Annotated in this window: 20 protein-coding genes and 1 pseudogene; 14 read left to right on the top strand and 7 right to left on the bottom strand. The window is 55.4% G+C overall.

Features of this window, described 5'->3' with window-relative positions:
• Positions 1–34 precede the first annotated feature (34 nt).
• Positions 35–82, top strand: coding sequence for a spot 42 RNA, inhibition of DNA synthesis (locus tag EL098_RS23890; protein WP_071892919.1), 48 nt, complete (start codon positions 35–37; stop codon positions 80–82).
• Between the two features lie 85 nt (positions 83–167).
• Here EL098_RS23890 and yihA read toward each other — a convergent pair whose 3' ends face one another.
• Positions 168–803 (bottom strand): ribosome biogenesis GTP-binding protein YihA/YsxC, encoded by a 636-nt coding sequence (gene yihA / locus EL098_RS22425; protein WP_126358207.1) that lies wholly within the window; start codon positions 801–803, stop codon positions 168–170.
• A gap of 449 nt (positions 804–1,252) precedes the next feature.
• Between yihA and yihI the strand changes: the two genes are divergently transcribed.
• A complete protein-coding gene (gene yihI / locus EL098_RS22420; protein WP_126358206.1) occupies positions 1,253–1,768 on the top strand; it encodes a Der GTPase-activating protein YihI in 516 nt (171 codons plus the stop codon).
• Between the two features lie 190 nt (positions 1,769–1,958).
• Positions 1,959–3,332 (top strand): oxygen-independent coproporphyrinogen III oxidase, encoded by a 1,374-nt coding sequence (gene hemN / locus EL098_RS22415; RefSeq protein WP_126358205.1) that lies wholly within the window; start codon positions 1,959–1,961, stop codon positions 3,330–3,332.
• Between the two features lie 46 nt (positions 3,333–3,378).
• Here the strand turns inward: hemN and glnG are convergent, their stop codons facing one another.
• From glnG to glnA, 3 genes are all read right to left on the bottom strand, one after another.
• Entirely contained in the window at positions 3,379–4,794 is a 1,416-nt protein-coding gene (glnG, locus tag EL098_RS22410) for a nitrogen regulation protein NR(I) (RefSeq protein WP_126358204.1), read from the bottom strand.
• A gap of 8 nt (positions 4,795–4,802) precedes the next feature.
• Complete coding sequence (gene glnL / locus EL098_RS22405) at positions 4,803–5,852, bottom strand: nitrogen regulation protein NR(II) (protein WP_126358203.1); 1,050 nt, start codon at positions 5,850–5,852, stop codon at positions 4,803–4,805.
• Positions 5,853–5,989: 137 nt separating this feature from the next.
• Entirely contained in the window at positions 5,990–7,399 is a 1,410-nt protein-coding gene (glnA, locus tag EL098_RS22400) for a glutamate--ammonia ligase (RefSeq protein ID WP_126358202.1), read from the bottom strand.
• 376 nt (positions 7,400–7,775) lie between these two features.
• On the opposite strand from glnA, the gene typA reads away from it, so the two are divergent.
• Entirely contained in the window at positions 7,776–9,602 is a 1,827-nt protein-coding gene (typA, locus tag EL098_RS22395; protein ID WP_126358201.1) for a ribosome-dependent GTPase TypA, read from the top strand.
• Positions 9,603–9,748: 146 nt separating this feature from the next.
• Entirely contained in the window at positions 9,749–10,348 is a 600-nt protein-coding gene (gene yihX / locus EL098_RS22390) for a glucose-1-phosphatase (protein WP_126358200.1), read from the top strand.
• A gap of 50 nt (positions 10,349–10,398) precedes the next feature.
• Here yihX and garD read toward each other — a convergent pair whose 3' ends face one another.
• Positions 10,399–11,967, bottom strand: coding sequence for a galactarate dehydratase (gene garD / locus EL098_RS22385; RefSeq protein WP_126358199.1), 1,569 nt, complete (start codon positions 11,965–11,967; stop codon positions 10,399–10,401).
• A 473-nt stretch (positions 11,968–12,440) separates the two neighbouring features.
• Between garD and EL098_RS22380 the strand changes: the two genes are divergently transcribed.
• The 6 genes from EL098_RS22380 to EL098_RS22355 all read left to right on the top strand — a co-directional run bounded on the left by EL098_RS22380 (position 12,441) and on the right by EL098_RS22355 (position 19,485).
• Entirely contained in the window at positions 12,441–13,805 is a 1,365-nt protein-coding gene (locus tag EL098_RS22380) for an MFS transporter (protein WP_126358198.1), read from the top strand.
• A gap of 2 nt (positions 13,806–13,807) precedes the next feature.
• A complete protein-coding gene (locus EL098_RS22375; RefSeq protein WP_126358197.1) occupies positions 13,808–15,145 on the top strand; it encodes an enolase C-terminal domain-like protein in 1,338 nt (445 codons plus the stop codon).
• A gap of 24 nt (positions 15,146–15,169) precedes the next feature.
• Positions 15,170–16,501, top strand: a complete 1,332-nt coding sequence (gudD, locus tag EL098_RS22370) for a glucarate dehydratase (RefSeq protein ID WP_126358196.1) — start codon at positions 15,170–15,172, stop codon at positions 16,499–16,501.
• A gap of 36 nt (positions 16,502–16,537) precedes the next feature.
• Entirely contained in the window at positions 16,538–17,308 is a 771-nt protein-coding gene (gene garL, locus EL098_RS22365) for a 2-dehydro-3-deoxyglucarate aldolase (RefSeq protein WP_126358195.1), read from the top strand.
• A gap of 40 nt (positions 17,309–17,348) precedes the next feature.
• The gene (gene garR / locus EL098_RS22360) at positions 17,349–18,239 is read left to right on the top strand and encodes a 2-hydroxy-3-oxopropionate reductase (protein WP_126358194.1); all 891 of its coding nucleotides are present in this window, start codon (positions 17,349–17,351) and stop codon (positions 18,237–18,239) included.
• 97 nt (positions 18,240–18,336) lie between these two features.
• Positions 18,337–19,485, top strand: a complete 1,149-nt coding sequence (locus EL098_RS22355) for a glycerate kinase (protein WP_126358193.1) — start codon at positions 18,337–18,339, stop codon at positions 19,483–19,485.
• A gap of 21 nt (positions 19,486–19,506) precedes the next feature.
• Here the strand turns inward: EL098_RS22355 and EL098_RS22350 are convergent, their stop codons facing one another.
• Positions 19,507–20,676 (bottom strand): CdaR family transcriptional regulator, encoded by a 1,170-nt coding sequence (locus EL098_RS22350; RefSeq protein WP_126358192.1) that lies wholly within the window; start codon positions 20,674–20,676, stop codon positions 19,507–19,509.
• Between the two features lie 221 nt (positions 20,677–20,897).
• Here EL098_RS22350 and EL098_RS23640 point away from each other — a divergent pair.
• The 3 genes and pseudogenes from EL098_RS23640 to fabY form a co-directional block, all read left to right on the top strand.
• Positions 20,898–21,030 (top strand): annotated as a pseudogene (locus tag EL098_RS23640) (virulence factor BrkB family protein); the annotation flags it as partial.
• Positions 21,027–21,464: a D-aminoacyl-tRNA deacylase gene (dtd, locus tag EL098_RS22340; protein WP_126358191.1), complete on the top strand. Its 438-nt coding sequence runs from the start codon at positions 21,027–21,029 to the stop codon at positions 21,462–21,464. The pseudogene EL098_RS23640 and the gene dtd, both read left to right, overlap by 4 nt.
• Positions 21,465–21,501: 37 nt before the next feature.
• A complete protein-coding gene (gene fabY / locus EL098_RS22335) occupies positions 21,502–22,443 on the top strand; it encodes a fatty acid biosynthesis protein FabY (RefSeq protein WP_126358190.1) in 942 nt (313 codons plus the stop codon).
• Between the two features lie 14 nt (positions 22,444–22,457).
• Here fabY and EL098_RS22330 read toward each other — a convergent pair whose 3' ends face one another.
• A complete protein-coding gene (locus EL098_RS22330) occupies positions 22,458–24,140 on the bottom strand; it encodes an AsmA family protein (RefSeq protein ID WP_126358189.1) in 1,683 nt (560 codons plus the stop codon).
• Positions 24,141–24,238 lie beyond the last annotated feature (98 nt).

The raw sequence follows: 24,238 nt of genomic DNA, 5'->3' as shown, positions 1-24,238 counted from the left end.
GAGTAAAGTTATTCGCGTAGGGTACAGAGGTAAGATGTTCTATCTTTCAGACCTTTTACTTCACGTAATCGGATTTGGCTGAATATTTAGCCGCCCCAGTCAGAAATGACTGGGGCGTTTTTTATTGCGCGAAAGAAAAAACGCGGCCAGGGCCGCGTCTCTTAACATTACTCTTCGGCAATCTCTTCTTCGGTCGCCGGCGGAAGTTCGTTGTACCAGCTGTCGAGCTTCAGACGCAGTTTATCGACGCCTGTTTTCTTCAGGGAAGAAAACGCTTCAACCTCGATATTACCGCCAAATGCCAGAACCGCCTCACGCACCATATTCAGCTGCGCTTTACGTGCCCCTGAAGCCAGCTTATCGGCTTTGGTCAGCAGCAGCATCACTTCAATATTGCTGGCCACCGCCCACTGAATCATCTGCTGGTCGAGATCTTTCAGCGGATGGCGAATGTCCATCAGCACGACCAGACCTTTCAGGCTGTTACGCTTTTGCAGGTATTCACCCAGTGCGCGCTGCCACTTGTGCTTCACCTCTTCAGGGACTTCGGCATAGCCGTAGCCCGGTAAATCCACCAGGCGTTTGCCTTCGGCAACCTCGAACAGGTTGATAAGCTGGGTACGGCCCGGAGTTTTACTGGTGCGCGCCAGACCTTTCTGGTTGGTCAGCGTATTCAGCGAGCTGGATTTCCCTGCGTTAGAGCGGCCTGCGAAAGCAACCTCAATACCGGTATCAGAAGGCAGATGGCGAATGTCCGGTGCGCTGAGCACGAACTTAGTCAGTTGATAGTTCCAGTTTTTCAAAACGGTTGTCTCCGTCAGGTAAGCATTTGCCGGGGATTATACCTGAACGAGCAGAAAACGCCGTGTTTCTCGCCAGGGACTGCAGGCTTACAGTCCGGCAGATCGTTTTTGTAAGCCATTCGCTATAGCGACTGGCAGATATCCCGGTAACTTTTTTCGATAATTGATAAAAGAATGTTTAATTTTCATTCGTTTACTAAATGAGCATTCGTATGGGGAGATGATCAACGTGTCTGGCTATCTTGTGAATCCGCAGCGGAGCGGTAAAGTTGATGCGTCGGCGAAGGAAGGACAGGATTGTCGATAGCTAACATGGAATATTTGCCCTTTAACGGGGGCCAGAATAAGAAAAAGGCGACAGGTTAACCTGGCGCCTTTTTTCTTTGCTTGCTTTCTGCTAGATTCCGCCGCAATTCTATACTGAATAAAATGGCTTAAGACGACTTATCATGAAGCAACAAAACTCGGCACCACAAGGTAAAAAACCGGCAAAAGTACGCCGTAAGTCGCGCGAAGAGATCGACCAGGAAGCGCGCGAGCGTAAGCGCCAGAAAAAACATCGCGGCCACGCAGCGGGTAGTCGTGCCAATGGCGAGGGCCAGGCACAGGGCGGTAAATCATCGGGTCAGGCGAAGGACCCACGTATTGGCAGTAAAAAACCAATTCAACTGGGCGTAACCGATGCAGCACCGGTCGCTAAACAGCACAAACCAAAGAGCGAGAAACCTATGCTAACACCACAGGCTGAGCTGGATATGCTGGAGAACGATGAGCGCCTGGATGCGCTGCTGGAGCGTCTGGAAGCGGGCGAAACCCTGAGTAAAGAAGAGCAGTCCTGGGTTGATGCTAAGCTCGATCGTATCGACGCGCTAATGGAACAGCTCGGCATCGCCTGGGAAGACGATGAAGAGGAAGAGGAAGAAAAAGCCGACGATTTAATGCGTTTGCTGAAGGGCGGTAACTGACGTCTACTCCTATGGGATTACCTGTTCTTATCATGGTTATTCCGCTGGTGTGTTATCTGCTGTGGTTATTCGTTAAACTACGGCGGCTGTCGCGGCTGCAGAATTCGCTGCGGCGAAGGGTTATGGCTCGCGGCATGAGCGGGCCAGCTTCGTCTCGTCGGCGCCGGCGACAACACCGCAAGGAGTGAGTATGTCTGAGCAGTTAATCGACTGGGATCTGGCTCTGATCCAGAAATATAATTATTCAGGGCCGCGTTACACCTCTTATCCGACCGCGCTGGAGTTTTCTGACGCTTTTGGCGAGCCGGAGTTTTTGCAGGCCGTTGCCCGCTATCCTGAGCGCCCGCTGTCGCTCTACGTGCATATCCCGTTCTGCCACAAGCTTTGCTATTTCTGTGGCTGCAATAAAATTGTGACCCGCCAGCAGCATAAAGCCGATCAGTATCTTGACGCCCTGGAACAGGAAATCATCCACCGTGCGCCGCTCTTTGCTGGCCGTCACGTTAGCCAGCTGCACTGGGGCGGGGGAACGCCAACTTACCTGAGTAAAGCGCAAATCAGCCGCCTGATGGCGCTGCTGCGCGACAATTTCCGCTTCAACGATGACGCTGAGCTGTCCATTGAGGTTGATCCGCGTGAAATTGAGCTGGACGTGCTGGACCATCTTCGGCGGGAAGGCTTTACCCGCCTTAGTATGGGTGTTCAGGACTTTAATAAAGAAGTGCAGCGGCTCGTTAATCGGGAGCAGGATGAAGCGTTCATCTTCGCGCTTATCCAGCGCGCTCGTGAGCTGGGGTTCACTTCCACCAATATCGATCTGATTTACGGCCTGCCTAAGCAAACGCCGGAAAGTTTTGCCTTCACGCTCAAGCGCGTGGCGGAGCTAAGTCCGCATCGCCTTAGCGTTTTCAACTATGCACACCTGCCGACGCTGTTTGCCGCACAGCGCAAGATTAAAGACGCAGATTTACCGAGCGCGCAGCAGAAGCTGGATATCCTGCAGGAAACCATCGCCTCACTGACGGATTCAGGCTATCAGTTTATCGGTATGGATCACTTTGCCCGCCCGGATGACGAACTGGCTATTGCCCAGCGTGAAGGCAAGCTGCACCGCAATTTCCAGGGCTATACCACCCAGGGCGACACCGATCTGCTGGGGCTTGGCGTCTCGGCCATCAGCATGATTGGCGATTCTTACGCGCAGAATCAGAAAGAGTTGAAGCGCTACTATCAGCAGGTAGACGAGCAGGGTAATGCGCTGTGGCGTGGCCTTGGGTTAACGCGCGATGATTGTATCCGCCGTGACGTCATTAAGGCGCTGATCTGTAACTTCCAGCTTAACTTCGCCGACATTGAACAAGCAGGGTCGCTGGTTTTTGCGGACTATTTTGCGGAAGACCTGCGCCTGCTGGCGCCGCTGGCGAAAGATGGGCTGGTGGTGATAGACAGTCAGGGTATTCAGGTAACCGGCAAGGGGCGTCTGCTGATTCGCAACGTTTGCATGTGCTTTGATACCTACCTGAGGCAAAAGGCGCGCCTGCAGCAGTTTTCGCGCGTGATATAAAAACGGCGGGGTTTAGCCCCGCCGTTATTTAACCCTTCGCAAAGCGCTATTCCATGCCCAGTTCTTTTAGCTTGCGAGTCAGCGTGTTCCGTCCCCAACCAAGCAGGCGAGCCGCCTCTTGTTTATGCCCCTGAGTATGCCTTAGCGCAGTGGTCAGCAGCGTACGCTCCATCTCCGGCTGGGCTTCTGAAAGCAGGTCCTGGTGCCCGGACCGCAGCGCGCGTTCTGCCCACTGGGCCAGCAGCATTGCCCAGCTATCAGGGTTAGTCTGCGTGACGTTGCCGCTTTCGGTCACCGTCGTTTCAAACAGCTCGCTCGGCAGATCCTGAATCAAGACCTCCTGGCCTGCCGCCATCACCGTCAGCCAGCGACAGGTGTTTTCCAGCTGGCGTACGTTGCCGGGCCACGCCAGACGCGTTAAAGCGTTTTCCGTTTCCGGATGCAGCAGTTTTGCTTCCACTCCCAGTTCACGCGCAGCCACCTGCAGGAAGTGGCGTGCCAGACGAGGAATATCTTCCCGGCGCTCGCGCAGCGGAGGGAGGTGAACACGGATCACGTTCAGACGGTGGAACAAGTCCTCACGGAATTTCCCTTCCTGCACCCGCAGCTCAAGGTTCTGGTGAGTTGCCGCGATAATACGGACATCGACTTTAACGGCCGCATAGCCGCCAACGCGGTAAAACTGGCCGTCGGCCAACACGCGCAGTAGCCGGGTCTGGACGTCCAGCGGCATGTCGCCTATTTCATCGAGAAACAGCGTGCCGCCGTCGGCCTGTTCAAAACGCCCCTGGCGAATCTGGTTGGCGCCGGTAAAGGCACCTTTCTCATGACCAAACAGCTCTGACTCGATTAAATCTTTCGGAATAGCCGCCATATTAAGCGCGATAAATGGCGACTTAACCCGCGGGCTGTGGCGATGCAGAGCGTGGGCCACAAGCTCTTTACCGGTACCAGACTCACCGTTAATCAGTACGCTGATGGACGAGCGCGACAGGCGGCCAATAATGCGAAACACGTCCTGCATCGCCGGAGCTTCACCGATAATGTCGGTCGTTGGTCCGTTATCAGGTGCATTGCGCGGCTGCTGCTGCTCCTGGTAGTGGCTGATGGCACGTTCAACCAGCGCGACCGCTTCGTCGATATCAAACGGTTTTGGCAGATAGTCGAAAGCGCCCTGCTGATAGGCGCTCACGGCAGCGTCTAAATCCGAATGGGCGGTCATTATGATGACCGGCAGCATGGGGTGGCGTTGCTTAATCTGTTTTAACAGGGCAAGGCCGTCCATGCCGGGCATGCGAATATCCGACAGCAACACGTCCGGGGTTTTGGTCGCCAGCGCGTCCAGCACCTCATTGCCATTTTCAAAGGTGGTGCAGCTTAAACCGGCTCCGGTTAACGCGCGCTCAAGTACCCAGCGAATGGAGCTATCGTCGTCAACGACCCAGACTATCCCTCGTTGCATAAAGACCTCTACTTCCGAATAGGCAGGTAAACCGAAAATTCGGTATGACCAGGCCAACTGTTGAATTCGATTTTCCCCGAGTGCTGGTCGATAAGGCTACGCGCTATGGAAAGACCCAGCCCGGTGCCGCCTTCTCGCCCGCTGACCATCGGGTAGAACAACGTGTCCTGCAAATGTGCCGGTATGCCCGGGCCGTTATCTTCAACATCTATGCGTGCCGCGAGGCGATAGCGCGAGCCGTGAAGCGTCAGCTGGAAAGCCGTGCGGGTTCGCAAAATAATCTCGCCCCCTTCGCTGCCCAGCGCCTGTAGCGCATTGCGGACGATATTCAGTAAAACCTGCTCTATCTGGTCGGGATCGTGAGCAAACTCAGGCAGGCTCGGATCATAATCCCGCACAAGCGTGACGTTATCCGGCAGCTCCATCGAGACGAGCTTGACGACGCGCTCGGCCACTTTGTGAATACTTTCGGTGACGTGCATCCCCGGTTGCTGAGGCCCTAACAGGCGATCGACCAAATTTCTTAAGCGGTCAGCCTGTTCAATAATCACTTTGGTGTACTCTGCCAGCGACGGATCCGGCAGCGCTTTACTCAGCAGCTGTGCGGCTCCCCGTAGCCCACCAAGCGGGTTTTTAATTTCATGCGCCAGCCCGCGGACTAAATCTCGGGCGGCAATCTGCTGCGCATGCTGCAGCTGCTCCTGGCTCAATCGACGCTGATTATCCATCGGCGCCATTTCCATCAGGATGTACCCTTCCGGCAGCTTTTGCGCCGTCAGGGAGAGAATGTGCGAGCGGCTGTCAATGACCAGCGTAACCTCGTTGTCGGTAAACCCCTGGCCCGCCATCAGGCTTTCCTGCATGACGCCAATGTTCAACGAGAAATAGCTCAACAGATCCGGCAATGGTGTGCCGTACAGCTTGCGTGAGCTCTGCGCCAGTAGTTGCTGAGCCGCAGGGTTGGCGTAATGTACCGCCAGCTCGTCATCCACAAGCAGGATGCTGTTGATGAGAGAATTCAGAATCTGCCCAGCATCGGGCAGCGCGCCAGTTGCCATACAGCAGTCTCCGTGCACCGTTTTAGTGCATTATAGTCTTTGGGTGACAAAAATCAGCGTCACAGGGGATTCCGGTGGAGAAAAAAGCCCATCCGAAGATGGGCTAAAGTTTCCACGGCAACAAAAAACAACTTTAATTAGACGCTGTAGTACAGCTCGAACTCTACCGGATGCGGCGTCATGCGTACGCGGTCGTTTTCTTCGATACGCAGAGCGATGTAAGCATCGATAGCGTCGTCGGTGAAGACGCCACCCGCAGTCAGGAACTCGCGGTCTTCGTTCAGTGCATTCAGTGCTTCTTCCAGAGAGCCAGCAACCTGTGGGATCTCTTTCGCTTCTTCTGGCGGCAGGTCATACAGGTTTTTGTCCATGGCTTCGCCTGGATGGATCTTGTTCTTAATACCGTCCAGACCGGCCATCAGCAGTGCTGCGAAGCACAGGTATGGGTTTGCCGCTGGGTCAGGGAAGCGCACTTCGATACGACGTGCTTTCGGAGACGCAACAACCGGGATACGGATAGAAGCAGAACGGTTACGGGCAGAGTACGCCAGCATAACTGGAGCTTCGTAGCCTGGGACCAGACGCTTGTAAGAGTTGGTGGTTGGGTTCGCCAGGGCGTTGATCGCTTTAGCGTGTTTGATAACACCACCGATGTAGTACAGCGCCTGCTCAGACAGACCTGCGTATTTGTCGCCGGAGAACAGGTTTACGCCGTTCTTGGACAGAGACATGTGGCAGTGCATACCGGAACCGTTATCGCCAAACATTGGTTTTGGCATGAAGGTCGCGGTTTTACCGAACGCGTGAGCAACGTTGTGTACAACGTATTTGTAGATCTGAATTTCGTCAGCTTTTTTGGTCATGGTGTTGAAGCGGGTAGCCACTTCGTTCTGACCAGCGGTGGCCACTTCGTGGTGGTGAGCTTCAACCACCAGACCCATCTGCTCCATGGTCAGACACATAGCAGAACGCAGGTCCTGAGAGGAGTCTACCGGTGGAACCGGGAAGTAACCGCCTTTGACGGCTGGACGGTGACCTTTGTTACCGCCTTCGTATTTGGTGCCGGTGTTCCATGCGCCTTCGATATCATCGATAGCAACGTGGGAGCCGGAGATAGAGCTGCCGAAGCGGATGTCATCGAACAGGAAGAACTCTGGCTCTGGCCCGAACAGAACGGTATCTGCGATGCCGGTAGAGCGCAGGTAGTCTTCAGCGCGTTTTGCAATGGAGCGCGGGTCACGGTCGTAGCCCTGCATGGTGCCTGGCTCGAGAATGTCACAGCGGATAATCAGGGTAGAGTCCGCGAAGAACGGGTCGATAACCGCCGTCGTTGGATCTGGCATCAGTACCATGTCGGATTCGTTGATACCTTTCCAGCCACCAATCGAGGAGCCGTCAAACATTTTGCCTTCTTCGAAGAAGTCAGCATTTACCTGATGAGCAGGGATAGTGACGTGCTGTTCTTTACCTTTGGTATCGGTAAAGCGCAGATCAACAAACTTCACTTCATGCTCATTCAGCATCGTCAAAACGTGTTCAGCGGACATACTTAAACTCTCCCGGATTGGTGTAGTCGTCGTGGTAACGAGGTAATCAAACACTTCTTAATGTGGCTTTTCGCCATAAAATGTTTAAAGCGAAATCTGTGCCAACTTTTAAATCACCCCAAAAAGGCGCTATCATGCGCACCATAGTGCAAAAGGGCTGCACCAGGATGATTAAGTTGCACCAATATAGTGCTTCAGAGTAAAACCTGAGCACCATATTGGTGCAATTTACGTTATGGCTCCCTTTTTAGCTCCGTGAAAGCGATCACAAACCCTTACTTTCCGCATTGTTTGTAAAGGTTCTTTGTGATCCTGTTCTGTCCTTCGATTAATACGTGTACAATAACGCGCTATTTCTAATGCCTGAGGCAAAGTTGTGATCGAAAATCTGCGTAATATCGCCATCATCGCGCACGTTGACCATGGTAAAACTACCCTGGTTGATAAGCTGCTGCAGCAATCTGGTACTTTCAGTAACGAACGTGCTGAAGCCACTGAACGCGTGATGGACTCCAATGACCTGGAGAAAGAGCGTGGGATTACCATCCTCGCTAAAAACACCGCTATCAAATGGAATGACTACCGTATCAACATCGTTGATACCCCAGGACACGCCGACTTCGGTGGTGAAGTTGAGCGCGTAATGTCAATGGTTGACTCCGTTCTGCTGGTGGTTGACGCAATGGATGGCCCAATGCCGCAGACGCGCTTCGTAACCAAGAAGGCGTTTGCCCATGGTTTGAAGCCGATCGTGGTTATCAACAAAGTTGACCGCCCTGGCGCGCGTCCTGACTGGGTTGTTGATCAGGTCTTCGACCTGTTCGTTAACCTTGATGCGACCGACGAGCAGCTCGACTTCCCAATCATTTATGCATCCGCACTGAACGGCATCGCGGGTATGGATCACAATGATATGGCAGCGGACATGACTCCACTGTACCAGGCCATTGTCGATCGCGTACCGGCACCGAACGTTGACCTCGACGGTCCACTGCAGATGCAAATTTCCCAGCTGGATTACAACAACTACGTTGGCGTTATCGGCATCGGCCGTATCAAACGCGGCAAAGTGAAGCCAAACCAGCAGATCACTATCATTGATAGCGAAGGGAAAACCCGTAACGGTAAAGTCGGCAAAGTGCTGACCCACCTGGGTCTGGAGCGTATCGAATCTACCGAAGCTGAAGCTGGCGACATCATCGCTATCACCGGCCTGGGCGAGCTGAACATCTCCGACACCATTTGCGACCCGCAAAATGTTGAAGCGCTGCCGGCGCTGTCCGTAGATGAGCCAACCGTTTCCATGTTCTTCAACGTAAATACCTCTCCGTTCTGCGGTAAAGAAGGTAAGTTCGTGACCTCTCGTCAGATTCTGGATCGTCTGAACAAAGAGCTGGTACACAACGTTGCGCTGCGCGTTGAAGAAACCGAAGATGCGGACGCATTCCGCGTATCCGGTCGTGGTGAACTGCACCTGTCCGTTCTGATCGAAAACATGCGTCGTGAAGGTTTCGAGCTGGCGGTATCCCGTCCGAAAGTTATCTTCCGCGAAATCGACGGCCGTAAACAAGAGCCGTTCGAGAACGTGACGCTGGATATCGAAGAGCAGCATCAGGGTTCCGTGATGCAGGCGCTGGGCGAGCGTAAAGGCGACCTGAAAAACATGAATCCGGACGGCAAAGGCCGCGTGCGTCTTGATTACGTTATTCCAAGCCGTGGTTTGATCGGCTTCCGTAACGAATTCATGACCATGACTTCCGGTACCGGTCTGCTGTACTCCACCTTCAGCCACTATGACGATATCCGTCAGGGCGAAGTGGGCCAGCGTCAGAACGGCGTACTGATCTCCAACGGTCAGGGTAAAGCGGTTGCGTTTGCTCTGTACGGTTTGCAGGATCGCGGTAAACTGTTCCTGGGCCACGGGGCTGAAGTTTATGAAGGCCAGATCATCGGTATTCACAGCCGTTCTAACGACCTGACCGTTAACTGCCTGACCGGTAAGAAGCTGACCAACATGCGTGCTTCCGGTACCGACGAAGCGACCACGCTGGTTCCTGCGCAGAAAATGACCCTGGAGCAAGCTCTGGAGTTCATCGATGACGACGAACTGGTCGAAGTGACCCCGCTGTCCGTGCGTATCCGTAAGCGCCACCTGACTGAGAACGACCGCAAACGTGCGGGTCGTGGCAGCAAAGAAGCTTAAGTTTCTTTTCTACAGTCCATTAGAGCCCTGCCTGCAAAGGTGGGGCTTTTTTTTATCTCCCAGAATGCTTAACCTCGCCTTCCTCTGATAGTCAAAGCCAGCCTTTCCCGCTACAGTTATTTCTCCATGTCGGAAAGGAGGTGCGCATGCTGTATATCTTTGATTTGGGTAACGTCATCGTTGATATCGATTTTAATCGTGTGCTGGGCGTCTGGAGTGATTACAGCCGGGTGCCGTTAGCCAACCTGCAGAAAAGCTTCACTATGGGAGAGGCTTTCCATCAGCACGAACGCGGACAGATAACCGATGAAGTGTTTGCCGAACGCTTATGCCAGGAAATGGACGTTGCGCTGAGCTACGAGCAGTTTGCCGCAGGCTGGCAGGCTATTTTCGTTGGCCTGCGCAAAGAGACGATTGGCGTGATGCAGAAGCTCCGCGAGCAGGGACATCGCGTGGTTGTGCTCTCTAATACAAATCGCCTTCACACCGGCTTCTGGCCAGATGAATACCCTGAAGTCGCGCAATCGGCGGATAAAATCTATCTCTCCCAGGAGATGGGTATGCGCAAACCGGATGCGGAAATCTACCTCAAGGTTCTGCAGGAAGAGGGATTCTCTGCAGATCAGGCCGTGTTTTTCGATGATAACGCCGATAATATTCACGGCGCGCGGGCATTGGGCATTACCAGTATTCAGGTAATCGATAAGCAGACCATTCCAGACTGGTTTAATCAGCATAGCCGTTAAACGATATCGCCTCCGGCAGATACGTTCATCCGGAGGCATGGAGTGAGGACTCAGGTAATGGGGGCCGGGTTAAATACTGCCAGGGCATTATGAATGCACCAGCGATCAGACCAGGTCTGCTTCCTGCCGCTGGCAACGTCTAAAATCATCTCAAACAATCGCCAGCCTACCTGGTCAAGGGTTTCCTTGCCGGTGGCGATTGTGCCGGCATCTATATCCATCAGATCATGCCAGCGCCTGGCAAGCGCAGTGCGGGTCGCCATTTTGATCACCGGTATCGCCGCCAGGCCGTAGGGGGTACCGCGCCCGGTAGTAAATACCTGAAGGGTGATGCCGGAAGCCAGCTGCTGGGTGCCGCAAACAAAGTCGCTGGCCGGCGTTGCCGCGAAAATTAGCCCTCGTCTGGTTGGGCGCTGACCGGGGGAAAGTACCTCTGCAATGGCGCTGCTGCCGGACTTGGCGATGGAGCCCAGCGCTTTCTCTACCACGTTTGCCAGACCGCCTTTTTTGTTGCCCGGAGAGGGATTGGCGCTCCGGTCGGTTTTGCCGACATCGAGATAGTTATCGTACCAGGCCATCTCTTCCAGCATTCGCTTACCTACCTGTTCATCTGCCGCCCGCGGCGTCAGCAGATGCAGCGCATCGCGTACTTCGGTAACTTCTGAAAACATCACGGTTGCGCCGCAGCGTACCAGAAGATCCGACGCAAAGCCGACGGCCGGGTTGGCGGTGACGCCTGAGAATGCGTCGCTGCCGCCGCATTGCATGCCTACCACAAGCGCCGAAGCAGGCACGGTTTCACGTTTCCGTTGATTCAGCTTTTGCAGATGGCGTTCGGCTATCTCCAGAATCTCATCCACCATTGCCATAAAGCCAACGTGTTGCTCATCCTGCAGTCGCATAATACTGGCGCCCTTAATCTCGATGGACTGCGGGTCGTCTGTGCCGGCGAGCAGGCGCTCAGGCTGCAGTTTTTCGCAGCCCAGGCCTATGACCATTACCTCGCCGCCGAAATTGGGATTGAGCGCCAGATTGTGCAGAGTCCGGATGGGAACGACGGCGGCAGGCGCATTGATGGCAACTCCGCAGCCGTAAAGATGGTTAAGGCCTACCACGCCGTCAACGGCGGGATACCGTGGCAACAAGTCGTGTTCGATGATTTTGGTCACATAGTCCACCACACCGGCTACGCAGTGTACGCTGGTCGTGATGGCTAACATGTTCCTGGTGCCGACGCTGCCGTCCGGGTTACGGTAACCCTCAAAGGTATATCCCTCCAGCGGCGGCAGCGGCGCGGGCACATGGGTTGCGAGCGGCAGGCTTGTGAGCGGAGGCGCTTCGGGCAAAACGACCAGAGATTCGTCGATCCAACTGCCCCGCGCGATGTCATGGGCAGCATAGCCGATAACTTCTCCGTAGCGAAGAATACTGTCGCCTTGAGCCAGTGCTATCAACGCCACTTTATGGCCCTGCGGGATATGCTCGGTTAATGTCAGGCCGCAGCTAAAACGGGTACCTGCCGCCAGGCCGTTATCATTGACGACGATAGCGACATTGTCTTTATCATTCACCTTTATATAAAGAGGCTCACCTCTCTCTGCGTCATTTATTCTGTTCATCGAGATATTGCTCCTAATGATATAAAAACCATCACCTGATTACAGCAAGACGTTATTTTTATTCATGATGAATTATAAAGAGGGTAAATAGGTAATACATTATGCAGTTGCCTAAGTTTGGCATTCATCAAGCGAAATCTATCGGGCAGCTTCCTTATTCTGTGTGAGGGTGGTCACAGCTACGCGCCTGCTCCGGCGTCTCTCGTCAGGAATGTGAACTATTGCGCAAAACGTTGTGCGTATGCCTGACAATTAAATAAATGAGGATGATTAAACCGTGCATCTGCCTGATGTTCCGGTCTTGCGCTGTTTATATACTGAGGAAGTAATTTAGAAATAATAATTACTAAGCAATGATACTTTTATTTAAAAATAAAATACAAAAACAACCAGCATCATTCTGATTACTCGAATCCGAAAATATGCCGTTCAGAATGGGCAATAGCTCAGGCTATTATCTCAGGAGTTTATTTATGAATACAATCAGCTCACATGAGAGCGCAGTAGAAAAACGCACTAATGCGCGCTACTGGATTGTGGTGATGCTGTTTATTGTCACCTCATTTAACTACGGCGACCGTGCGACCATCTCAATCGCCGGCTCGGAAATGTCAAAAGTGATCGGCCTGGATCCGGTCGGCATGGGTTATATCTTCTCCGCCTTTTCCTGGGCATACGTGATAGGGCAAATACCGGGGGGCTGGCTGCTGGACCGTTTTGGCTCCAAGCGAGTCTATTTCTGGAGCATTTTTACCTGGTCGCTGTTTACGCTGTTGCAGGGCTTCGTGGATATGTTCAGCGGGTTTGGCATTGTGGTCGCCCTGTTTACCCTGCGTTTTATGGTGGGTCTGGCCGAGGCGCCATCGTTCCCGGGCAATAGCCGGATCGTCGCGGCCTGGTTTCCGGCGCAGGAGCGTGGCACCGCAGTCGCCATTTTTAACTCGGCACAATACTTTGCCACGGTTATCTTCGCTCCTGTTATGGGCTGGTTGGTACATAGCGTGGGTTGGGCCCATGTGTTCTGGTTTATGGGTGGGCTGGGGATCATCATTAGTTTCCTGTGGCTTAAAGTCATTCACGATCCCAAGGATCACCCCGGCGTCAACAAAGCCGAGCTGGAATATATGGAAGCCGGCGGCGCGCTGATCAGTATGGATCAGCAGAGCGGCAGCAAACAAAAAGAACCCTGGGCCGTCAAGTGGGCGCAGATCAGGCAGCTCATCACTTCGCGCATGATGGTCGGGGTGTACATCGGCCAGTATTGCATTAATGCGCTGACCTACTTCTTCATTACCTGGTTCCCTGTGTACCTGGTGCAGGCGCGCGGCATGTCCATCCTCAAGGCCGGGATGATTGCCTCCATACCGGCGATATGCGGCTTTATCGGCGGCGTGCTGGGCGGTGTGATTTCAGACTGGCTGATGCGCCGCACGGGGTCGCTTACCCTGGCGCGTAAAACGCCGATCATCCTGGGAATGCTGCTCTCTATGTCGATGATGGTATGTAACTACGTCGATTCAGAAGTACTGGTGATTGGTTTTATGGCGATGGCCTTCTTCGGCAAGGGGATCGGTGCCCTGGGATGGGCGGTCATGGCGGATACCGCACCGAAAGAGATTAGCGGCCTGAGCGGCGGGCTGTTCAACATGTTCGGCAATATTTCAGGCATTGTTACGCCCATCGCTATCGGCTACATCATCGGCAGCACTGGCTCCTTCAACGGTGCCTTACTCTACGTAGTTATCCACGCGTTTGTCGCCATACTGAGCTACCTGGTGCTGGTCGGGAAGATAGAACGTATCGTTCTGAATCCTCTCTGCGCGGCGCAAAGGGGCTAAAAATGACGACACAAAGCACCCCAACCATCGTTGAGATGCAGGTGATACCTGTGGCCGGCAATGACAGCATGCTGCTGAATATTGGCGGTGCGCATGGGGCGTATTTTACCCGCAACATCGTGGTGCTCAAAGACAGCGCTGGCCATACGGGCGTAGGCGAAGCGCCTGGGGGGGAGGTGATCTGTCAGACCCTGAAAGACGCTATACCGCAGGTGCTTGGCCATGAAATCGCGCGCCTGAACCGCCTGGTACAGCAGGTACATCTTGGCAACCAGTCTGCCGATTTTGACACCTTTGGCAAAGGTGCCTGGACGTTTGAACTGAGGGTTAACGCGGTGGCCGCGCTGGAGGCGGCATTGCTCGATCTTCTTGGCCAGTGTCTGAATGTACCGGTATGCGAACTGCTTGGCCCTGGCAAGCAGCGCGATGCAGTGACGGTGCTGGGCTATCTGTTCTACATAGGAGACCGGCGTAAGACCGACCTGCCCTATCTTGATGGGGCAAACGCCGCGCATCCCTGGTATCACCTGCGCCATCAGCAAACGTTGGACAGCGAGTCCCTTATCCATCTGGCCGAAGCGGCGGCGGATCGTTACGGTTTCAAAGATTTTAAACTCAAAGGCGGCGTCTTGCCCGGCGAGGAAGAGATTGAAACCGTGGCCGGGCTGGCAAAGCGTTTTCCGGATGCGCGCATTACCGTCGATCCGAACGGCGCCTGGCTACTGGATGAAGCCATTATGCTGTGCAAGGGAATGCAGGATGTGCTGGCCTATGCAGAAGATCCATGCGGTGCCGAACAGGGGTATTCCGGGCGTGAAGTGATGGCGGAGTTCCGTCGTGCCACCGGGCTGCCGGTCGCCACCAATATGATTGCCACCAACTGGCGTGAGCTGAACCATGCCCTTTGCCTCGACGCTATCGATATCCCGCTGGCTGACCCACATTTCTGGACGTTGAGTGGCGCGGTGCGCGTCGCTCAGCTGTGCGATGAATGGGGTCTGACCTGGGGTTGCCACTCCAATAACCATTTCGATATTTCGCTGGCAATGTTCACTCACGTCGGCGCTGCCGCGCCGGGTAAACCGACGGCCATTGATACCCACTGGATTTGGCAGGAGGGCGATCAGCGCCTGACTAAAGCGCCGCTCTCTATCGAACAGGGCCAAATCAAAGTACCTGACGCCCCCGGCCTTGGCATTGAGCTGGACTGGGAACGTATTCGTCAGGCCCATGAACTGTATAAAACGCTGCCGGGCGGCGCACGTAACGATGCTCTGGCAATGCAATATCTTGTGCCCGGCTGGACTTTTGACCGCAAGCGCCCTTGTTTCGGACGCTGACAAACTTCTTACAGGAGCAAAATCATGTACGACACGCCAAAAATTTCTACGATGCAGGTTATCCCTGTTGCTGGTCATGACAGCATGTTGCTGAATCTGAGTGGCGCGCACAGCCCCTTTTTTACCCGCAATATCGTCATTCTGAAAGACAATGCCGGCCATACCGGCGTAGGGGAAATTCCCGGCGGAGAGAAAATCCGCCAGACCCTGGAGGACGCGGCACAGCTGGTTATTGGCAAAACCCTGGGGGAATATAAAAACGTTCTGAATAGCGTGCGCAGCCAGTTTGCCGACCGCGATGCCGGAGGACGCGGGCTGCAAACCTTCGATCTGCGTACCACTATCCACGTGGTCACCGGCATTGAAGCCGCAATGCTCGACCTGCTCGGCCAGTATCTTGGGGTGACCGTCGCTTCCCTGCTGGGCGAGGGCCAACAGCGTGATGCGGTTGAAATGCTGGGCTATCTGTTTTACGTCGGCGATCGGCGCAAGACCAGACTGCCTTACCAAAGCCAGCCGGACGAGAAATGTGACTGGTACCGTCTGCGCCATGAAGAGGCGCTAACGCCGCAATCCGTGGTGCGTCTGGCGGAGGCGGCGTATGAAAAGTATGGCTTCAACGACTTTAAGCTGAAAGGCGGCGTACTGGCCGGCAGCGAAGAGGCGGAGGCCGTCACCGCTCTGCACCAATGCTTCCCACAGGCGCGTATCACACTGGATCCTAACGGAGCGTGGTCTCTGAGCGAAGCTATCTCGCTTGGCAAACAGCTGCGCGGCGTGTTGGCCTATGCCGAAGATCCGTGCGGTGCCGAGCAGGGCTACTCGGGACGCGAAGTCATGGCGGAATTCCGTCGTGCTACCGGGTTGCCAACCGCCACCAATATGATTGCTACCGACTGGCGTCAGATGGGGCATACATTGTCGCTTCAATCCGTAGATATTCCGCTAGCCGACCCGCACTTCTGGACGATGCAGGGCTCGGTGCGCGTGGCCCAGATGTGCCACGAATTTGGCCTGACCTGGGGTTCGCATTCCAACAACCATTTTGATGTTTCGCTGGCGATGTTCACCCACGTTGCCGCCGCCGCGCCGGGCCAGATCACCGCTATCGATACCCACTGGATATGGCAAGAAGGCAACCAGCGCCTGACCAAAGAGCCGCTGCAGATCCAGGGCGGCAGGGTGATGGTGCCGGAGAAACCCGGTTTAGGTATTGAACTGGACATGGACCAGGTAATGAAAGCGCACGAGCTGTACCTCAAGCACGGTCTTGGCGCCCGTGACGACGCCATAGCCATGCAGTTCCTGATCCCGAACTGGACGTTTAACAACAAACGTCCTTGTCTGGTGCGCTGAAGCGATTATTTCCTAACCTTGATAAACGGATACGCGATGAAAGATACACATTACCCGAACCGTTTCCGCCAGCGTCTGCTGGCGGGTGAAACGCTCTATGGCTGCTGGTGTGCTCTGGGTAACCCAATTTCTACCGAAGTGCTGGGGCTGGCGGGGTTTGACTGGCTGGTTCTGGACGGTGAGCACGCGCCAAACGATATCACCACGTTTATTCCTCAGCTGATGGCACTCAAGGATAGCGACAGCGCGCCGGTGGTGCGCCCGCCGATCAACGAACCGGTCATTATCAAGCGCCTGCTGGACATCGGTTTCTACAACTTCCTGATCCCGTTCGTGGAAACTGCAGAACAGGCGGCGCAGGCGGTGGCCTCTACACGCTATCCTCCGGCCGGCATCCGTGGGGTTTCGGTAGCGCACCGCAGCAATCGCTACGGCACGTTGCCAGACTATTTCGACACGATTAACGACAACATTACCGTGATGGTACAGATCGAAAACCAATTGGGTGTGGACAACATCGACGCCATTGCCGCCACAGACGGCGTCGACGGTATCTTTGTCGGCCCGGGCGATCTCTCTGCGGCGTTGGGCTATCTCGGGCAGCCTAATCATGCCGAGGTGCAAAGAGCGATCCGCCATATCTTCGAACGTGCCGCGGCTCACGGTAAACCGTCCGGTATCCTGGCACCGGCGGAAGCGGACGCGCGCCGCTATCTGGAGTGGGGCGCGAGGTTTGTGGCCGTGGGCAGCGATCTGGGCGTATTTCGTAGTGCGACGCAGGCTTTGTGCGATCGTTTCAAAAAATAATGTTGATGAGCGACGCTACGGCGTCGGCGAAGAAAGAGGGATGAAAATGAAAATTGGCTTTATTGGTCTGGGCATCATGGGCAAACCCATGAGCAAAAACTTGTTAAAAGCGGGCTACTCCCTGATGGTTTTCGATCGTAACGCCGTCGCAGTCGCCGATGTGCTGGCTGCCGGGGCTTGCGGTGCAGACTCTGTGGCAGACGTGGCCGCCCAAAGCGATATCATTATTACGATGCTGCCCAATTCACCGCACGTTAAAGAAGTCGTGCTGGGCGAAGGCGGCGTGGCGGATAACGCCAGACCGGGTACGGTGTTGATCGACATGAGTTCCATTGCCCCCCTTGCCAGCCGTGAAATCAGTGAAGCGCTGGCACACAAGCAGGTGGTCATGCTGGATGCGCCGGTCAGCGGCGGTGAGCCGAAGGCGATCGACGGCACGTTATCGGTGATGGTCGGCGGTGACAAAGCGGTATTCGAGCGCTGCTATGATGTGATGAAAGCAATGGCGAGCTCCGTGGTCCATACCGGAGCTATCGGTGCAGGCAATGTGACCAAGCTGGCAAATCAGGTGATCGTGGCGCTTAACATCGCTGCGATGTCTGAGGCCCTGGTGCTGGCGACTAAAGCTGGCGTCAATCCAGAGTTAGTCTATCAGGCAATTCGCGGTGGCCTGGCCGGTAGCACGGTACTCGATGCTAAAGCGCCGATGGTGATGGATCGTAACTTCAACCCCGGCTTCCGTATCGACCTGCACATCAAAGATCTGGCCAATGCGCTGGACACGTCTCACGGCGTGGGCGCTCAACTGCCGCTAACGGCGGCGGTAATGGAAATGATGCAGGCGCTGAAAGCCGATGACCTCGGGGCCGCAGACCACTGTGCGCTGACCTGTTACTACGAGAAACTGGCAAGGGTTGAAGTTAAGCGGTAGCCGGCCCTGCGTCCACAGCGTATGCGTGGGCGCAGGGGTAATTCAGCGGGCCGGGAGAGCGGGGGATACCTCCGGGTCAATAGCCATTGGGTTGTCTATGAAAATAGTTATCGCACCGGATTCATACAAAGAGAGTCTGCCTGCTCTGGATGTTGCCACGCAAATCGAAGCAGGTTTTCGTGAAATATTTCCGGATGCTCAATACGTTAAGCTGCCCGTGGCCGATGGTGGTGAGGGGACGGTAGAAGCCATGGTAGTGGCTTCGCAAGGAAGGATTGTCGACGTCAGGGTGACCGGACCACTGGGAGAGCCCGTTACCGCGTTTTATGGGTTATCCGGCGACGAGCGTTGCGCATTCATTGAGATGGCGGCGGCCAGTGGGCTTGAGAGGGTTCCCCTGGCGCTGCGTAATCCCCTGGTCACGACCTCTTACGGAACGGGGGAGCTTATTCGTCACGCGCTGACGCAAGGGGTTAAGCGGATTATCATCGGCATTGGCGGCAGCGCCACCAATGACGGCGGCGCGGGTATGTTACAGGCGCTGGGAGTACGGCTGCAGGATGCGCAGGGGGAAGAGATTGGATACGGCGGTGAAGCGTTGGCGCGACTGGCGAATATCGACGTCAGCGGGCTCGATGACCGTGTTTCCGGCTGCTGTTTTGAAGTGGCCTGCGACGTGACAAATCCGCTGACTGGCGACAAGGGGGCCTCCGTGATATTTGGCCCACAGAAAGGGGCCACTCCAGCAATGGTCAGACAGCTGGACGAGGCCCTGCAGCACTATGCCGACGTGATCCGCCGGGATTTGGACATTAATGTGGCGCAGGTTGCGGGGTCGGGTGCAGCCGGAGGCATGGGGGCGGCGCTGCTGGCGTTCCTGAAAGCAGATTTGCGAAGCGGCATCCAAATTGTCACCGAAGCGCTCGGGCTGGAAGAGCAGGTGCGTGACGCTACGCTGGTCATAACCGGCGAAGGGCGTATCGATAGCCAGAGCATTCACGGTAAAGTGCCGCTGGGAGTGGCGCAGCTCGCCAGGCGCTACGGCAAACCGGTTATCGGCATCGCTGGTAGCCTGACAAAGGACGTCGGCATCGTCCATCGCTATGGTCTCAATGCGGTGTTCAGCGTAATCCACTCCGTCTGCACCCTGGAGGAGGCGCTGGCTCAGTCCGCTGAGAACGTGCGTATGGCGGCGCGTAATATCGCGGAGACGTTGAGGATCGGGCAGGGAATCGCTGAGGAGTGATAAGAAATCAACCGCCAGAGCTTATTCGGGAGCGCTCTTGCTATTGTCCAACTGCAAAGCAATGTACAGCAACAGGCGATCGTCAAAGCTGCTCAGGTTAAGCCCGGTGAGCCCTGAGATCCTTGCCAGCCGGTATTCCAGCGTATTGCGATGAATATATAACGCTTTGGCCGTGGCGCCAGGATGCACGTTGTTGGCAAACCAGACGTTGAGCGTGCGGCGCAGCAGGCCGTGATTGTCCATGGCTTTCAGCCGTGCCAGAGGGCGAACCAGTTCATTCTCTTGCCAGCCACCGCGCAGGCTATCTAACAGGACTGGCAGCACCAGATCCTGATAAAAATAGCTCCGCTGTTCCGGCAAACGTTGTTTCCCCACCCTCATCGCCGTATGGGCGGATCGCCAGGAGCGGGCGATACCGCCTGCGTCGGGAAAGTAGTTACCCAGCGCCAGGCGAATGCGCAGGCTACTGCTCTCCGCCATGCGGGAAAGCAGATTTTCAATTTGCGCTCGGTGTGATTGTGGATCCCAGCGACCGTAACTATTCAATGCCGGGCGCAGTACCACCATTTGAGTCAAAGAGACGGTGGCTATCAGATTGTCACGCTCTGGCGTTGTTAGCAGGTTTTGTAGCTGCTGTAGCTCTGCCATCGCGGTGTCCACTCCAAGCTGACCGCTGTCTATTTCTACTACGACCGCGACGCGTGGCTGCCTTAAGTCAACGCCTAAACGCTGCGCCCATTCTACTAACGTCGGCGTCATCTCTTCGGTGCGGATTAGGTTCAGCACAAGCTCTTCTCGCAGACGACTGTCCTGCGCGAGGATATGTAAAAGGCGAGCCTGCTCCAGCATCATTTCCGCCGTCATACAGACCAGCTCGCCGTACTGGCGCAACCGGGAGGGGTTTCCGGTTAACCCAATAACGCCGACAATTTTTCCGTCCAGGCGTAGCGGAAGGTTTATGCCCGGGCGGACGCCGTGCAGGTGATGGGCGACGGCATCGTTGATATCCACGACCCGTCCCTGTGAAATAGCCAGTAGCGCACCTTCATGGATTTCGCCCAGACGCTCTTCATCACCGCTACCAATGATTCGACCACGGCCGTCCATCACATTGATATTGTTGTCTATGATTTGCATGGTGCGGGTAACGATATCTCGCGCCAGCCGGTTGTCGAGATGATAGCCTGCCATAGATGACCACTTAAAAATAAAGGTGTGGGACAGTCAGGCTTCAAGTTTCAAACGCCATCATGGGCCTTGAAACCCGGGGAGAAAGATTTTTCAGAATAACGAGGATCGTGCCGTGATTCATTGTGCATTTGCCATAATCAAGGGCCAGAGCGTCGGACTTGTCATGGGGATCACATTTCCTTTGCCGTGAGGGGACTTGACGTTCATGGCGCTCTTAATCGGTTCCCATATTATTTGTCCGGGTCTACAGGACCTGGTGTATTGTGTTGGTGAGGAACGGAAGTCATCGCCTCGCTGGGCGACTACCTAAAATTGCGACAAGCAGCAGAGCAGGAAGAACTGGAACAACCATGATTGCATTAATTCAGCGCGTAACCCGTGCCAGCGTCACCGTGGAGGGGAAAGTGACGGGTGAAATTGGCCCCGGACTTTTGGTGTTGCTGGGGGTCGAAAAAGAAGATAACGAACAAAAAGCAAATCGCCTGTGTGAGCGTGTACTGGGGTATCGAATCTTCAGCGACGAACAGGGCAAGATGAACCTTAACGTTCAGCAGGCGGGCGGAAGCCTGCTGGTAGTGTCCCAGTTCACGCTGGCGGCGGACACGGAACGCGGTATGCGCCCAAGTTTTTCCGGTGGCGCTGCGCCGCAGCAGGCTGAAGCTCTCTACGAGTACTTTGTCGAGCGCTGTAAGCAACAGGGGATAGATGCCCCGACCGGGCGATTTGCCGCCGATATGCAGGTTTCACTAATTAATGATGGGCCGGTGACGTTCTGGCTGCAGGTATAACCCTCGCCACCTGGCCCGCGCAACGAGAGAGCAACGTATGTATCACCTTCGTGTGCCGCAAACAGAAGAAGAACTTGACCGTTATTACCAGTTTCGCTGGGAAATGTTGCGCAAGCCTTTGCACCAGCCAAAAGGTTCCGAGCGCGATGCATGGGATGCGATGGCGCATCACCAGATGGTGGTGGATGAAGAGGGCAATACCGTTGCCGTAGGCCGTCTTTACATCAATGCCGATAATGAAGCCGCTATCCGGTTTATGGCGGTACACCCTTCGGTGCAGGATAAGGGGTTAGGTACGCTGGTGGCGATGGCGCTGGAGTCCGTGGCGCGGCAGGAAGGCGTTAAGCGCGTAACCTGTAGCGCACGTGAAGATGCCGTGGCGTTTTTTTCCAAGCTGGGTTTTGTTAACCAGGGCGAAATTACTACTCCACAAACTACGCCGGTGCGCCACTTCCTGATGATTAAACCGGTAGCCTCGCTTGACGACATCCTTCACCGGGGCGACTGGTGCGGGCAGCTTCAGCAGGCCTGGTACGAGCATATTCCGCTTAGCGAGAAAATGGGCGTGCGCATTCAGCAGTACACCGGCCAAAAATTTATTACCACCATGCCGGAAACGGGCAACCAGAATCCACACCACACGCTCTTCGCCGGTAGCCTGTTTTCGCTGGCCACTTTAACCGGCTGGGGACTCATCTGGCTGATGCTGCGGGAGCGTCATCTCGGCGGCACGATTATTCTGGCGGACGCCCATATTCGCTACAGTAAACCGATCACCGGAAAGCCTGGAGCGTCGGCCGACCTGGGGTCGTTGAGCGGCGATCTGGACAGGCTGGCCCGCGGTCGTAAAGCACGAGTTGCGCTTGAGGTGGAGCTTTACGGCAATGAAATGCCCGGCGCCGTTTTCGAAGGGATTTATCTGGTGTTGCCCGCTAAGCCGTTTGGCCCTCTGGAAGAGGGCGGAAACGAAGAGGAGTGATCCCCAGGCGCCATTCAGGCGCCTGGAACGACCCCGTTACGCATTGTTTGCTGGATCTGTTGCCCACCGGCGCTTGTGGCCTGCAAAGTGCCGGTTACGGAGGGCTTCAGTGCCGAACCTGAGGCCATCTGCCCGGTAGCCGAAAGCTGTAGGTTACCGTCGCCTTCCAGAGGAAGAGCAGGCCAGCCCCACGCCTGCAGTAGGTTTACCGGCACGCTCTGGCCCTTCAGGCTAACGCTGACGGCCCGCTGAGGTGTCTGACCCACGGTAGCCGTTGCTTCCAGTAATCCTTTCCCGGCAAAGGCGCTCAGCTCCGTTATCGCCACCTGGCTTTGGTTAGCCTTTAATGACAAGGAAGGGCGACGAACGTCGACCCGGTTAAAGGTGGCGGCGGCGGCGTTGAAGGAGGCTTCCCCCGACCAGATACCCCATTGACGATCCCGGACCAGCTGTATATTCGTTGCCGTGCCGTCCAGGCCCGTGAGCTGGAACGGCCAGGCAGGGTCAATATCGATGATCAGGTTGCGATTCGCCGAAAACTTTTTCACCGTCACACTCTTTAGCCAGTCCGGAAGTTTTTCCATCCACAGGGCTTTCCAGTTAGCCGGAAGCGTATATTCCAGGCCGCCCAGGACAACCTCATCCATTACCGCCTGGTTTCCTTCACGCAACCATTGCCCGGACGCACGCACTAAGCCACCTTCCCAGCGTGAGCTGAACTGGCGGAGCATGGCGGACTGGGGCGCAAAATCGACGTTCACGATCGGATCCTGCAGATGCAGGGAGCCGTTGATAAACTCGCTGGCGTTCATCGACAGCTGGCCGTCATCGCTTTGCCAGCCTCCGTTTGTCAGAGTCAGATTCCGCAGGCTAAGGGCGAGGTCGCTTACCGCCCACTCTTTCCCTTCGAGGCGCGCATCGGTGACCTCAAGGCGATCGATGGTTAAGGAGGGAACCGCGGTCACCGGCGCAAGAAAATCAGCCAGAGACTTGGTCGTTTGCAGACGGATATCGTTGAGGCGCAGGCTGCCTACCTGCCACGAACCGTCGGCATTCCGGCGAGCGTTGCCGGTCAACGAGCCGCGGGCGACATCCGCACCGATGGTGGTAAACGTGACCTGGTCATTATCCAGGGAACCCTGCAGCAAGACGTTGCTGGCCTCGATGCCGTTGAGCGTGACGGAACCCGCGCTGAGAGCAATTGCAGCTTTATTACCGAGCACTTTCCCTGCCTGCGGCTCCCAGGGCGCAACGCCGCCTTCAACGCGCTGCGCGCTCAGGTTCCACTCGCTGTCAGGGCTGTTAATTGCCATATCCTGCAACTGCAGTTTGTTGGCCTCAAGCGGGAGTGGAACGGCGTTTGAGCTGAGGTTCAGCGAACCTTGCTGGAGCAAAATAGTGTCAACGTAGAGCGGCTGTGAGAACTGTCGGGCACTCAGGCCAATAGCGACGTTCTTCGCTACCAGCGTGGCAGGCTGACCGGCGCGGCCAAAAGTGAGGTTATGAAACGTCAGGTGAGCCGGGGAAGACCAGTCGTGCTCCATCTCATTAAAAGAGAGATGGTACTGGGTCTTTTCATTCACCCAACTGCTGATTTGGCCTGCGCCCCAGCGGGTTTGCAGCAGGATATAAAAGGCAACCAGGGCCAGAATGACAAGGCCCAGCAGAATAAGAGCCAGCTTTCCGAGGAATTTCATCGTCTTCCGCTCCATTGAGTTTCGCTAAGGGTGTTATGCCCCATTTACCGCAATAGCTCAAGGAAGGGATTGTCAAAGGAGGTTTCGCGCCGGCAAAA

The organism is Cedecea lapagei, from assembly GCF_900635955.1.
GTDB lineage: Bacteria > Pseudomonadota > Gammaproteobacteria > Enterobacterales > Enterobacteriaceae > Cedecea > Cedecea lapagei.
The sequence above is the reverse complement of the archived record's forward strand: the minus strand, read 5'-3'. Positions and strand labels throughout refer to the sequence as shown.